This is a genomic window from Clostridium sp. LIBA-8841, assembly GCF_034439435.1.
In the GTDB taxonomy this organism is placed as follows: Bacteria; Bacillota; Clostridia; order Clostridiales; family Clostridiaceae; genus Sarcina.
Genome location: NZ_JAPCKJ010000005.1, coordinates 198,158 through 211,048 on the forward strand (window position 1 = coordinate 198,158; position 12,891 = coordinate 211,048).

The 12,891-nt window shown below is 27.6% G+C and carries 20 protein-coding genes; 3 read left to right on the top strand and 17 right to left on the bottom strand.

Annotated features, from left to right (window positions below):
• Nucleotides 1-300: 300 nt before the first annotated feature.
• From OIF33_RS13915 to OIF33_RS13925, 3 genes are read right to left on the bottom strand one after another with little or no spacing between them, the layout of a single operon-like run.
• Complete coding sequence (locus OIF33_RS13915) at nt 301-453, bottom strand: hypothetical protein (RefSeq protein ID WP_322504867.1); 153 nt, start codon at nt 451-453, stop codon at nt 301-303.
• The gene (locus OIF33_RS13920; RefSeq protein ID WP_322504868.1) at nt 437-781 is read right to left on the bottom strand and encodes a hypothetical protein; all 345 of its coding nucleotides are present in this window, start codon (nt 779-781) and stop codon (nt 437-439) included. Before OIF33_RS13920 ends, OIF33_RS13915 begins: the two co-directional genes overlap by 17 nt.
• Before the next feature lie 17 nt (nt 782-798).
• On the bottom strand, nt 799-1,008 hold the full coding sequence (locus tag OIF33_RS13925; protein ID WP_322504869.1) for a helix-turn-helix transcriptional regulator: 210 nt from the start codon (nt 1,006-1,008) through the stop codon (nt 799-801).
• Between the two features lie 159 nt (nt 1,009-1,167).
• Here OIF33_RS13925 and OIF33_RS13930 point away from each other — a divergent pair, with 159 nt between their 5' ends.
• Nucleotides 1,168-1,503: a helix-turn-helix transcriptional regulator gene (locus OIF33_RS13930; protein ID WP_322504870.1), complete on the top strand. Its 336-nt coding sequence runs from the start codon at nt 1,168-1,170 to the stop codon at nt 1,501-1,503.
• 125 nt (nt 1,504-1,628) lie between these two features.
• Here the strand turns inward: OIF33_RS13930 and OIF33_RS13935 are convergent, their stop codons facing one another.
• The 14 genes from OIF33_RS13935 to OIF33_RS14000 form a co-directional block, all read right to left on the bottom strand.
• On the bottom strand, nt 1,629-1,985 hold the full coding sequence (locus tag OIF33_RS13935; RefSeq protein ID WP_322504871.1) for a hypothetical protein: 357 nt from the start codon (nt 1,983-1,985) through the stop codon (nt 1,629-1,631).
• Between the two features lie 11 nt (nt 1,986-1,996).
• Nucleotides 1,997-2,302: a DUF960 family protein gene (locus OIF33_RS13940; protein ID WP_322504872.1), complete on the bottom strand. Its 306-nt coding sequence runs from the start codon at nt 2,300-2,302 to the stop codon at nt 1,997-1,999.
• 57 nt (nt 2,303-2,359) lie between these two features.
• Nucleotides 2,360-2,659, bottom strand: coding sequence for a hypothetical protein (locus OIF33_RS13945; protein ID WP_322504873.1), 300 nt, complete (start codon nt 2,657-2,659; stop codon nt 2,360-2,362).
• Between the two features lie 12 nt (nt 2,660-2,671).
• The gene (locus OIF33_RS13950) at nt 2,672-3,010 is read right to left on the bottom strand and encodes a hypothetical protein (RefSeq protein ID WP_322504874.1); all 339 of its coding nucleotides are present in this window, start codon (nt 3,008-3,010) and stop codon (nt 2,672-2,674) included.
• Between the two features lie 67 nt (nt 3,011-3,077).
• Entirely contained in the window at nt 3,078-3,386 is a 309-nt protein-coding gene (locus tag OIF33_RS13955) for a hypothetical protein (protein ID WP_322504875.1), read from the bottom strand.
• Nucleotides 3,387-3,529: 143 nt separating this feature from the next.
• Nucleotides 3,530-4,321 carry an MspI family type II restriction endonuclease gene (locus OIF33_RS13960; RefSeq protein WP_322504876.1) on the bottom strand — a complete coding sequence of 264 codons (792 nt, stop codon included), beginning with the start codon at nt 4,319-4,321 and terminating at the stop codon, nt 3,530-3,532.
• 66 nt (nt 4,322-4,387) lie between these two features.
• Nucleotides 4,388-5,740 carry a DNA cytosine methyltransferase gene (locus OIF33_RS13965; RefSeq protein WP_322504877.1) on the bottom strand — a complete coding sequence of 451 codons (1,353 nt, stop codon included), beginning with the start codon at nt 5,738-5,740 and terminating at the stop codon, nt 4,388-4,390.
• A gap of 162 nt (nt 5,741-5,902) precedes the next feature.
• The gene (rlmH, locus tag OIF33_RS13970) at nt 5,903-6,382 is read right to left on the bottom strand and encodes a 23S rRNA (pseudouridine(1915)-N(3))-methyltransferase RlmH (protein ID WP_198612663.1); all 480 of its coding nucleotides are present in this window, start codon (nt 6,380-6,382) and stop codon (nt 5,903-5,905) included.
• A gap of 177 nt (nt 6,383-6,559) precedes the next feature.
• A complete protein-coding gene (locus OIF33_RS13975) occupies nt 6,560-6,931 on the bottom strand; it encodes an HsmA family protein (protein ID WP_322504878.1) in 372 nt (123 codons plus the stop codon).
• Between the two features lie 322 nt (nt 6,932-7,253).
• Entirely contained in the window at nt 7,254-7,895 is a 642-nt protein-coding gene (locus OIF33_RS13980; RefSeq protein ID WP_322504879.1) for a lactate utilization protein, read from the bottom strand.
• 108 nt (nt 7,896-8,003) lie between these two features.
• The gene (locus tag OIF33_RS13985; RefSeq protein WP_322504880.1) at nt 8,004-8,504 is read right to left on the bottom strand and encodes an SEC-C metal-binding domain-containing protein; all 501 of its coding nucleotides are present in this window, start codon (nt 8,502-8,504) and stop codon (nt 8,004-8,006) included.
• Nucleotides 8,505-8,649: 145 nt separating this feature from the next.
• Nucleotides 8,650-9,204 carry a GerMN domain-containing protein gene (locus OIF33_RS13990; RefSeq protein ID WP_322504881.1) on the bottom strand — a complete coding sequence of 185 codons (555 nt, stop codon included), beginning with the start codon at nt 9,202-9,204 and terminating at the stop codon, nt 8,650-8,652.
• Between the two features lie 15 nt (nt 9,205-9,219).
• A complete protein-coding gene (locus tag OIF33_RS13995) occupies nt 9,220-10,011 on the bottom strand; it encodes an MBL fold metallo-hydrolase (protein ID WP_322504882.1) in 792 nt (263 codons plus the stop codon).
• 22 nt (nt 10,012-10,033) lie between these two features.
• A complete protein-coding gene (locus OIF33_RS14000) occupies nt 10,034-11,287 on the bottom strand; it encodes a UDP-N-acetylglucosamine 1-carboxyvinyltransferase (RefSeq protein ID WP_322504883.1) in 1,254 nt (417 codons plus the stop codon).
• A 340-nt stretch (nt 11,288-11,627) separates the two neighbouring features.
• Here OIF33_RS14000 and OIF33_RS14005 point away from each other — a divergent pair, with 340 nt between their 5' ends.
• Together OIF33_RS14005 and OIF33_RS14010 are read left to right on the top strand one after the other, a co-directional pair.
• On the top strand, nt 11,628-12,173 hold the full coding sequence (locus OIF33_RS14005) for a hypothetical protein (protein ID WP_322504884.1): 546 nt from the start codon (nt 11,628-11,630) through the stop codon (nt 12,171-12,173).
• Between the two features lie 196 nt (nt 12,174-12,369).
• On the top strand, nt 12,370-12,849 hold the full coding sequence (locus tag OIF33_RS14010) for a dUTP diphosphatase (RefSeq protein ID WP_322504885.1): 480 nt from the start codon (nt 12,370-12,372) through the stop codon (nt 12,847-12,849).
• Nucleotides 12,850-12,891: the final 42 nt, after the last annotated feature.

The window sequence follows — 12,891 nt, forward strand, 5'->3', positions numbered from 1 at the left end:
AGGAGTACGCGGCAACACGCCGTCGGCGCGTCTTCCTCAGACTTTTTTGGCAATTTTTACATAAATATTGTAAAAAAAGATAATATATTCTAATATTTTTTCAATATCTTAGCAACTTATACATAATCTATCTTTTTTGTAAAATAGGAACAGCTCTTGTTTCCTCTTTAATTCTTTAAATTTCGAATTTTACAAAATTTAAATTGTAAAATATAATTTTTCAATTATTACATATTGTATTTTCAGCTATTTTTTATTAAAATTACTAAAAAAAATAGGAATCTAAAATAGAATTCCTATTTAGTAATTAACTTCTCTTTTAACATCATCTACTATTTCACCAGTTACAATTATTGTTTTGTATTTATCATCTATTGCATCTTTCATTGCTTTTCTTGTATTTACCCATATTCTTTCATTAATTTCAAATCTCTCCTTACTTTTCTTTATCACTTGCTTCTGAATTATCACTTATTTCTTTATTATCATTTTCTTCTTCACTTCCACTTAACTTACCAGTTATTAATCCTATTACTGCTAAAATTACTGCTCCTATTAAAATCCACTTTAAAATTTTAAATCCAAAGATTAAAACTCCACTAAATGACTTTAATAAGAACTCTGTTATTGTTGTTCCTATTATGAAACATACTACCCATTCAGTTACAACTGCTCCACATCCAAAGTATGCAACATCAAACATACTATGGTATAGTCTGTTTATTAAAACTGCTAAACCTGTTCCTACTACTAAAACTATTAATCCTAAAAGCATGTCCATTTTATTCTTCTCCTTTGCTAATTATTTTTTTCATTTACAATCTCATCTAGTTCTATTTCAACGCCTAACTCTTTAAACAATCTAAGCATTGTTTTTACAGATGGATTTGTCCTTCCTTTTTCTATATCACATAGATATGAACAAGAAATCTCAGCCTTTTCAGCTAATGTTTTTTGATTTATCTTTTTATTCTTTCTTATATTTTTAATACTTTCTCCTATTTCCATTTAATCCCTCCCTAAGACAATTTTACGTTATTTAAGTATAAAATGCAATATTTTTACGCTAAAAAAGAATATTTTAGCCTTATTTTACAAAAATTATGCTTTATTCTATAATGTATCTAAGTAAAAATACGTTATTTACGTATTGAAAGGAGTAAAATTATGAGTATAGGTGCTAAATTACAAGAAGCTAGAAAGAAAAAAGGATTTAGTTTAAAAACTCTTTCTTCTAAAATTGGAAAGTCAACATCTTTTTTAAGTGACATTGAACATGACAGAAGTAAACCATCTATTGAAACATTAAAAAGTCTTTGTGATGTTTTAAATCTTTCCTTAGATTCTTTATTTGATGAAACTCCTTCTAAAAATCAAACTTTAATTCTTGATTTATCTGAACTGCTTCCCTATCTTGAAGATTTTTCTACATGGAATGACTATGACAAACAAGAATTAATTTGTTATCTTAAAGCAAAAAATTTAGTTAGAAAGCAAAATTAAGAGGACGTTTTTACGCCCTCTTCTTACTTTTAATTATTTTTCAGTTTTAGTTTCTCCTTCATCTAAGATTGTTGCTATTACAGTTAAAACAGTTCCTATTATTTTTATTATTTTATTTAACTCCATTACTTTTCCCCCTTCAAGTAAGTATAGATGTATGAGTAACTATCTCTAACAGGAACTAATTTGATCACATACTTAGCAATTTCTAAATCTATGTAGACTAATGTTTCATTATCATATCCTCTACCATTACAGAACCTTACTACAGTATCAAAGTTATTTATTAAATCAAATTGAATGTAGTTTAATTCTTTCTGTAACTTCTTTAAATCTATTTCCTTTTTATCATTTAACTCAATTATTAAATCTCTAGGATTCCATTGATTAGCAAGTCCTCCATCATAGAAATCAAATCTCATTACCCCAAGTAGTTCCTTAGAACTATACTCAAAAGTCTTTTCTTTACTTAGTTCTTTCATTTTCTTACCTCCTAATATTCTTCTGCTAACATCATAGTTGAGTATTCTTCATCATCTATTACAAATACTTTTAAGGTTTCATTAACCTCTACATCATTTAAAACTAGAACATACTTTTCTTTGTAATTTGGTACTTCTTGACTATGTTCAATTACAATTCCTTCTTCACATTTTCTCACTTTGAAAACTTGCAAGTAGTCTAATTCCTTACCCTCTTCATTTAACTTATCAATCATACTCCAAAGTATAAGTTGTAATCTTAAATCTAACTTTTCATTAGCTCCTCTCGTTATATATCTGCTCTCTTTCTTAAACATATTAATCCTCCTAAAAATAAATAAAGCTACCTAATTACTTTTCTTGTAATTAGGTAGCTATTTTAATTCTTGCTTTAGCATATCTATGAAATCATCTGAAAATACTTTCTCTTTAATGGACTTCTTTATTAATTCCATTAACTCTAATTCAGTTACATCTAAACTTCTTGGAACATAGATATCATCACCTCTTACAGTATCTTTGTAAATAGCGAATCTTATTTCATATCTGTTCATAGATTTGACAAAAATCTTCTCTATGCAATATGTGTAATCCTCATCTTTTAGACTAGCTTGTTTTAGAAGATTACAATATCTAGTGCTTTTTATTATTTCCTCTTCAACCTTTTTAGCCACACTATCACCTCCTTAATCTAGTAGGAACTTAGAAAGTTCTTCATCAGCTATTACTATTACTGAAAAATCACTAGAAAGTAAAAATAGTGAAGAAGTATAATTAACTCCTCCACTACATATAATCTCATCTGTGTATTCTGGTAGTATATCTTTCAACATTCCACTTTTAAGCTCTTTAACATCTTCTATGTTTTCAACTACTAAAACATATCCTCCTAAATCTTTATCTACATTTCTGTTTTCTCCATAGTTTTCATTAAATATATCTATATTTTCAAAAATACTTTTGATTACTTCTACAGGATAATTATTTAACTCTACTAATTGTTTCTTTAAATAAATTTTCTTCATTAACTATTTCTCCTTTCTAAAGTAAAAAAGACCATTACCCATATCTAAAATATAGGTAATAGTCCTCTTAAATTAAACTTCTATAAAATTCTTCTGTTGGATTTTCATTCTCTACTAAAAGCATTAACTTTTCATATGTATTATTGTAAAATCCATTATCTTTAGCATATTTAATTGCTTCTTCATATGTTAACTCAAAAATATTGTCTACTATGTTATAGTAAAAATCATCATTTAACACACCAAAGAAATATTTAACTGCCTCTTCATAAGTCATTCTTGGTTCTTCTTCTAAATCACATTCTTCATCTATATAGTATCCATTTTTATCATTCCATTGAAGAAATTTTGTTATTTTAATTTTCTGACTATTCATAGTAAAATTTACCTCCTGTATATCCTTTCATTATAATAATATATATTTATATATTATTTAAAATACATAAGTTATCCAGTATAATTGCTTTAACGTGAGGTTTTATACTATCATTATTTTTAATTTCTTCTTTACAAAAAAAATTATCCTTTGAATTGAATTTTTTCACCTTTTGAACCTGTTGCATATGTCCATGATAATCCAGTACCAAATCCTCCCTTTGCAGGATTTCCTTTTTTATCTGTACTTATATGTCTTATATATTCATCTATATTATAAACGCCTGATTCTTTTACTTCTAAACTTTTCTTATCTAATTGAAATTTAATTATATATCTTGGAACTCTAATATCATTCTTATCCTTTACTGGACTCATTGTTAATATCCATCTTAATAGCTTTTCTTTATTATGGTCTTTCTCCAATTCTCTTTTTAAAACTTCCTTTTCCTCTACTGAGAAATTTTTTGCACTTGCATCCTTTTGATGTTTTTTCATTAGTCTTTCAACTTCTGTATTTTTTATCCCTGTTTCTTTTAATATTGTATCAACATCATATTCAGCCATAGCAACCTTAGCTACAGTAGTTTGTTTTATACTAATTGGCGTATTGATTATTTGTCCATCTTTTTTATAAATTGTTAATAATACATCTGTTTTTGGATTCCCACCGTTATCTCTTTTAGGAATTTTATCTGTTGCTTCAATTTTTAATATTTCATTAATATTTATCCCTTCTTTTTCAATAATACTTTTAAATATACTCTCGTCTAATTTTGAATTGCTAAGATTTTCAAAGTTACTTATGTAACTTCTGTCACTAAACACACTTACTACAAAACTCTCATAAGCATCTCCTAGCTTATCTCCTATTTCTCCATATGATAAATTTTCTATATTATACTTTGCATATGCTTGCTTTATTTTATTGCACATAAAAATACCCCCTAATATAGTATATATATATATTATATACCATATTAGAGAGTTATTTCTATAAATTTACTTAGTTATTATAACTTCACTTAACGAATTACCATCTATTTTATCTAATGCCATTTTTAACTTTTCAGCTAATGCTTTAACTAATAACACCGGAATTGCATCACCACATTGTTCATATTTGTCTTGAAGTGGATCTGAATGAAATTTAACATAATCTCCTTCAAAAACATACCAATCTGGGAATGATTGTAACCTAGCTGTTTCTCTTGGTGTTAATGCTCTATTACTAATTGGATGAACCATCTCATCTAAACAATGACTTGTTACTGTAAATGAAGGTTCATTTTCTTTTAATCGCCTATTTCTAGCCGCATATAATTTCTTAGGAAAATACATTTCAACAATTTCTTTTCTTCCTTCATCAATTAATCTTTCTGCAGCTTTTTTCATTCCTTCACCTTGATTTATATAGCTTAATCTTTGCACCATTTTTTCTCTATGGTTTACAGCCTTATGATTAGCTATCTCAGTTACATATTGGTTATGATTTATATGACTTGGAATATATCCCTCTTTACCAGAAATGAACTTTATATATTTATAAAATCCTTCATTTATTTCATTATTATTAAATTCCTCTTCATACGAATAATTAATATCTTGAATATCTTCTCCTTCTCCACTATTTAATGATGGTAAATATTTCAATGCTTCTCCTACAGTTATATATGGATATTGTCTACCTTCTCCATGAGTTTTTTCTGGATAATTAAATTTATTTTCCCCATATTTATCATTCATAGCTATTAGAAAAACTCTTTCTCTATTCTGTGGCACTCCATAGTCTGCCGCTAAGCACTTAATTACATTTCTATCTGTACTTGCTAACTTATATCCATGATTATTAAATTCATCAACAATAATATCAAATACATTAATATCATTACTTTTTTTAGTTAACAATCCTGGTACATTCTCAAAGAAGATATACTTACTTTCAGTTGCTTGAGCTATTCTTAACATATTTTCAAACAAGTTGTCTCTTTCATCTCCATCAGCTCTTTTCCCAGCCATTGAAAATGACTCACATGGTGGTCCACCAGCAACTACATCAACACTAGTTACTTTAAATTTCTTATATAAAATTTCCTTTATTATTTCATTATCTACTAATCTAATATCTCCATGTATTAATGCAGTATTATCACTCTCTATATTTAATATAGCTTCCAAACTTCCTTTATTATCAATCAAATCTTGTAATTTATATATTTCTGCATCATGGTTTCTAGCATAAGTTAATACTGTATTATCACTCATTTCAACCGCTATTAATGGTTTAAATCCAGCATTTTTAAATCCTGTACATAATCCCCCTGGCCCTGCAAATAAATCTATATATGTATACATTCTTTTCTCTCCTTGTAACCAATTTAACTTGATGTTTCTTATTCTAAACTAATTTAATAGAGATACCAATATTAATTGATATCTCTAAAAGTTTTATTTATGTATTTGTATTATAGCATATAATTTTTATTTTTATTTATCCAATTTTAGTAAAAACCTCATTTATTTATGGTACGGTTCATTCTTCATTATTCTAAAAGCCCTATAGATTTGTTCTAAAAGCATAACTCTAAATAATTGATGTGGAAAAGTCATTTTAGAAAAACATAGTTTATAGTCTGCTCTTTTTATTACTTCCTGTGATAATCCAAGACTTCCACCTATTACGAAAGTAATATTTGAGTTTCCCATAACACCACAATTCTCTATGTATTTTGAAAACTTCTCTGAAGTTATTTCATTTCCTTTTAAGTCCATTGCAATAACATGCATATTATCTTTTATCTTTGAAAGTATTAACTTTCCCTCTTTTTCTTTTATTTGTAGTTCTTCTTTTTCAGATGCATTATCTGGTGTTTTTTCATCTGGAAGTTCTATTATTTCTAATTTGCAATATCTACTTAATCTCTTTGAATACTCATCAATAGCTTGCTTTAAGTATTTTTCTTTTAACTTCCCTACTGAAATCACTGTTATATTCATCTTTTTCTCCTCCTAGGCATTACTACAAATAATATTACCATAAAACTTTGAACTATTCTAAAAATAAAAGGCCATGTAAATTTAATATTTTACATAACCTTAGTCTTATTTCTATATAATAAATAAATTCAATTTAAATAAAAAAGAGAGTAAAAACTCCCTCTAAAAAATCTAATCCTATAGCATATGCATTGCGGCTCCAGTAAAGAAAGGTATTAACCAAATCACCCAAACTATTATACTAAATTTGTGGAACTTAGCCATCATATTTCTATCTTTCTTAATAAGAACTATAGTTGCCCAGATAGCATGTACTAACATTAATATTAAAGCTGCTGCTCCAGTAATTGTGTGGAAACTTAAATTTATTCCACCAGCTATTTTTTCCATTGCGCCAGTTCCTGTAGTATCACATATTAAACCTAAATAGAAAAATGCTAAATGCCATGGTTTTAAAGTTTTTTGTATCTTCTCAGACCAAACCCCTATACTATAAAATAATAGTGCTAAATTCATAAATACGATTGCTATAATTAATTCTTTTGACATTACTTTTATCTCCTTTTCTGAACTATGTTCATATTATAATACTATTATATTATACTTACAATTCATAAATATTAATTTCTTAATAAAAAGGCCTTATTTATTTTTAAAATTTAATAATTGCAAAGCAATACATTTAATAATAATTATCTGTAAATTATTATTATTTATTAAATTTAGATTTATAATAAAAAAAGTAAGAACACTTTAAAATGTTCTCACTTTTTCTGAAATTAAACTATATATTAAACTAGAGTTGATTTTTAGCTAGATATGAAAGTCTATCTAGCTAAGAATTAACATTTATCTAAAATAATGCCTAAAATTAATATCCTAATTCCTCGTTTAAGAATATTACATGTATTCTATCTGTATTACTTTGACTTCTTATTAAAGTGTATTCTCTACATAATCTTTCTGGACTCTTACAATCCATACAAAATCCTACCTTAGCACAAGGTGTTTTCTTATCTAATCTCTTAGCATTAGCAGGTGCCGAAATCATTCTATTTCTTTTTATTGCTTCATCTAAATCTCCCACAATTTTATTGTATCCCGCTACAATTATAACTTTATCTGGTCCATAAAGCATTGCCGCTACTCTATTTCCATTACCGTCAACGTTATATATCTCTCCATTCTCAGTGATTGCATTTGCACTTGTAAAAAAAACATCAGCTGAGAAAGTTTCTCTGAGTATTTTCTTAGTATCTTCTGGTTTTAATCCTTCTTTGTATCTGTCTAAAAACTCATATCTTCCACTTCTAAGATGCTCTATAACTCCAGCTTCAAATAATGACATAGATCCTCCACAAGCTACTACATCTCCCTCTTTAGTTAATTCATCAATCTTATTTATAAGTTCTTCTTTTGAATTAACTAAGTATCCGTTCATTCTATTTACTTCTAAAGCTTTTATAGTCTTATTAATTCTGCTTTCTCTTAACCATAATACATTCTTATCCATAACATAACCACCTTTGAATAAATACTATCTAAATTATATCACAATAGAATATGTTAAAAATATATGAAAAAATAGGTAGACTAAAGTCTACCTATTTCAAAAAGTGAATTATTTTCCACAACATTTTTTATATTTCTTTCCGCTTCCACATGGGCAAGGATCGTTTCTTCCAACTTTAACTTCTTCATTTCTTACAGTTTTTGAATCTCTGTATTTTAATTGAATTTCTCTTCTCTTTTCTCCTGAGAATATAGCATCCCATTGAGGTAAGTTAAATAAGTAATCTGCTTTTGCATCTAACATATTGTAGAATAAGCTTTCGAAGTCTATATCAAATGCTAACTCTGTATCGCCTTCAACTTTTTCTAAATCATATGGATTTTTTAAACTATCGTTTATTCCATCTATGAATCCCATTACGAATTCTTCTGTTGTATCATATTCTTTTGCTAAGTCAGCAATTGTAGCTTTCTTAACTTCTGTATGATTAGCTAATAAATCTTTATATATTCTAGTTTCTACGTCACTATATTCTTTCCAGAATGCAGCTTCTCCCTTAACCTTAACATATTCTACAACCATATCTGTCCATTGCTTATATAAACTCATACTTCCTTCTCCTTTTTAATCAACTCTATATGAAAATTATAATAATTTATTCAATATTTTTCAATATTTTACTAATTAATATATATACAAATATATATATTTAATATATCTGAAATTATTTGTTTACACTTTTTTACAAAATAACCTATTTATTTATCTTTAAACTAGGTATATCTTCTTTTGAAAAAGGCTTACTAACATCAAAATTACCACCTATTGAATTTATCATCTGGTTATCAACAAGTATATTAATCTTGTTAATACTTGGTATTTGAGTTATTGTTGCTGTTATTCCTTCTAAAGCCGCCTGTTCTTTAGATAAGCTCATACTAACAACAGCTTCCTTACTTAGATTTATAATCGCTATATCATCTTTTATATCAAAAGATAATAACTTTGTATCTTTAGGTAATATAGGTGATAAGCTTCCCTTCTGAGATGGCCCCTGTATAAGTGCTTGAATTAGATATTGTCCAATAATTTCATCACCATCTACAAGAATCTCCTGTTGTTCTATTTTAGGATGTGCTTCATCCTTAGTACCATCGAAATATAAAGATAAATCAATATCACCTATTAAATCATTAGCTATTGTTTTTACCCTCTCATTATTGTTAGCTGCTAATTTGTCTACTTTTATCTTGTCACATCCAACTAACAAAAAAGATGATAGGATTAATAAAATCATCCCTTTTTTCATATAAATTCCCCTTACTTAAAAACTTATATAACTACTTGGCTTATGTCTATCTGCTAACTTAAGCTCTAAATCTTTCCCTATATTAATTTTATGTGCGTTTAACACATTAATAACAGCTTGTTCAGCTAATTCCGGCACATTATTAGTATTGCTTAGATGACCTAATATTATTTTTCTATATTTATCAGTTTTCATGATATCAACGATAGCTTTTCCACAATCTTCGTTAGATAAATGTCCAACTTCACTAAGTACCCTTCTTTTTAAGTCATAAGGATATGGCCCAAACTTAACCATTTGAACATCATGGTTTGATTCTAATAAAATCACTTCAGATTCTCTAATATTTCTTAGTATTTCCTCTGTAAATGTTCCTATATCAGTTGCAATACTTGCACTTTTGCCTTTGTGTTTTATGGTATACCCTGTAGAAGCCACAGAATCATGCGGAGTATTAAATGACGTTATGTCTAAATCATTTAAACTCATTGTACTTCTCTTAGGCATAATTTTTATATTCTCTTCTTTTATTTTTCCTAGGGATTTCTCCATGGCTTTCCAAGTAAGCTCATTTGCATATATAGGTATATCAAATTTTCTTGATAATATACCTGCACCCTTTATATGGTCACTATGTTCATGAGTTATAAAAATACCATCAATCTCATTAGGATTTTGCCCTACTTCTTGTAAGCCTTCTATTATTTTCTTGCCTGATAACCCAGCATCTACTAGTATTTTTGTTTTTTCTGATCCTACTAATATGCTATTACCACTACTTCCGCTATATAGTGAGCAAAAAATCATATATTTCCCCCATTTTTTGTTCTTATTTTCTGATTATATCAGCACCAAGCATTCTAAACTTTTCTTCTATATGAGGATATCCCCTGTCTATATGCTCAATACTTGTTATCTCTGTAACTCCATCAGAAATTAATCCGGCAATAACCATTGCAGCCCCTGCTCTTAAGTCAGTAGCTTTAACAATAGCTCCTGTAAGTTTATCTATTCCATCTATAATAGCTGATCTTCCTTCAACTTTTATAGTAGCTCCCATTTTTTTAAGTTCGTCTACATGCTTATGTCTATTTTCCCATATAGTTTCAACTATTATACTTCTCCCCTTAGCTGTGGCTAATAGTGTACACATTGGTTGTTGTACATCTGTTGGGAATCCTGGATATGGAGCTGTTTTAATATTTACTCCTTTTAATTCTCCATCAACATAAACTCTAACACTATCGTCTCCCTCTTCTACTTTAGCTCCCATTTCTAAAAGCTTAGCTGAAATTGATTCTAAGTGCTTTGGTATAACATTTTGTATTGTTACATCTCCTCTAGTAGCTGCCGCTGCTATCATAAATGTACCAGCCTCTATTTGGTCAGGAACAACGCTATAGTTGCATCCTTTTAATTCTTTAACACCTTTAATTCTTATAACATCTGTTCCAGCACCTTTAACATTAGCACCCATAGCATTTAAGAAGTTTGCTACGTCAACTACGTGTGGTTCTCTCGCTGAGTTTTCTAATATAGTAGTACCTTCTGCTAATGTTGCTGCTATCATAAGATTGATTGTAGCTCCAACACTTACAACATCAAAGAATATATTTGTTCCTACTAATTTTTCAGCCATTATATTTACAGCACCATGCTCGATTGAAACCTTAGCTCCTAATGCTTCAAATCCTTTTATATGTTGATCAATAGGTCTAACTCCTATTGGACATCCACCTGGAAGTTCAACTTTAGCCTCTTTGAAACGTGCTAAAAGTGCACCTATAAAATAATAAGAAGCTCTCATTTTTCTTACATCATTTCCACAAGCATTAACTGTTTTTATATCTTCTGCATTTATTTTTAATGTATTGCTATCTAATTTTTCAACACTACATCCTAATCCTTTAATTATTCTTTCTAAGCAATGTACATCAGCTATGTCTGGTACATTATCAATAACACATTCACCTTTACTAGCTAGTATAGCCGCCGGTAATATAGCTACGGCCGCATTTTTAGCGCCGTTTATATCTATGGCTCCCTTTAAAGCTTTACCACCATTTATAATTAATCTATTCATACAATTCACCCTTGCTAATTTTTTATATGTATACAATTACCATTTTCTTCTTTTTTTATTCTTGTTTAATTAATTTTTTAATTTCATCTAACCACATTTAAACTGGCTAAACAGTGAAATTTAAAGTATTACTCATAATTTTCATTATATCATAATAAGCCAATATTTAAAGATTTTTTTTATTCATTACTTTTAAAATTTAACCAATCCGTATTATCTAAAAATACTTTTTATTCTGAAATTTCTCTCTTATTATTTTTTTTAAAAATTCTATATGTTATAATTTATAACAAAGTTTGTATTTATTTGGAACAAACTAATATTCAAGAGAGGTTTTGTTATGAAATATTATTTAGTAGCATTGTTTGATCAGGAATCTTGTAAATCCCTTGAATCACTTCAAAGAGGCTTATTAAGAAAATACAAGTTACCAAGAAATCATATAGGTTTACACATTCCCCTTGAAACAATTGATAACCCTAATCTAGACAAACTAGATGAAGTGGTTCTTAAATTAATTAAACCTTATAAAAAATTTAAGATAGAGTTAACTGGTAGTGTTGAATTTAATGAAAGTACCAATAAAGCTCTAAACTTACAAATTGAAAACAAAGGTTATATAAAAAAAATGCATAGACTATTTAATGACATGTTAAAGTTACATGGTTTTAATGTTAGAGAACGTATAGATTCACCCCTATATATTCCTATAAATAATACTAACTACAAAGAACATCATAAAAAGAATAATGCACAACCTACTGTTTTTAACTTAAGAGAATCTTCCAAGAAGAACATATTAAAAATTTCTAAAATAGAACTTTGGAGATTTCAAAATAACAAAAGAGAAATCCCTGTAAAATCATACGATCTAAGAAATTACTAAATAATCTATATTATGTATATTTTTATAAGCATTTTTATAGTATATATATAATTACCTTAGGTTAAAATAATTGCAAATTAAACATTTCGTAACTTTTTAGATTTGTATTCGTTTTCTAATCTTTTCAATTGTGAAAAGATTCTGTAAAATTAACTGGTAAGCATTTTTTTGCTTAAGAAGATAGGGGGATATACTCATGGAGTTAAATAATTTTTTTATTCAACAAGATAAGTTTAACAAGGAACTTGTTATCGATAATAATTTAAGTACCTATAAGGTTACTACTAGAATGTACTTAGCTCTTCAAGTTAAGATAAGCGAATTAGCAGATGAAACAAAATGTTTTATTTATTGGAATGATAGTAATAGATCTAGAGTTTCAAAACAATTAATTTTAGAAAAATACGTCGATTGTTTAAAACAAATCCTTACTATAGGCTTAAATAAAAATTATACTTGCTTAAAGACATTAATAGTTAAACCAAATGATTATTGTTTAAGCGATCAATTTTTAACTTTACTTATAGATGTAAATGACTTAATAATATCTCCATCTATTGATCACTATAAAACATTATTTGAAGATTTTATAAGCTTAGGAATAAGCTTAGGCTTTTCAATAAATCAAATAGAAGAAAATTTTTTCAAAAATGATTGTTGTAAGATAGCTCTCTAAAATTTAGAGAGTTATTTTTTTTTATTTTGGAATACTAAGCTT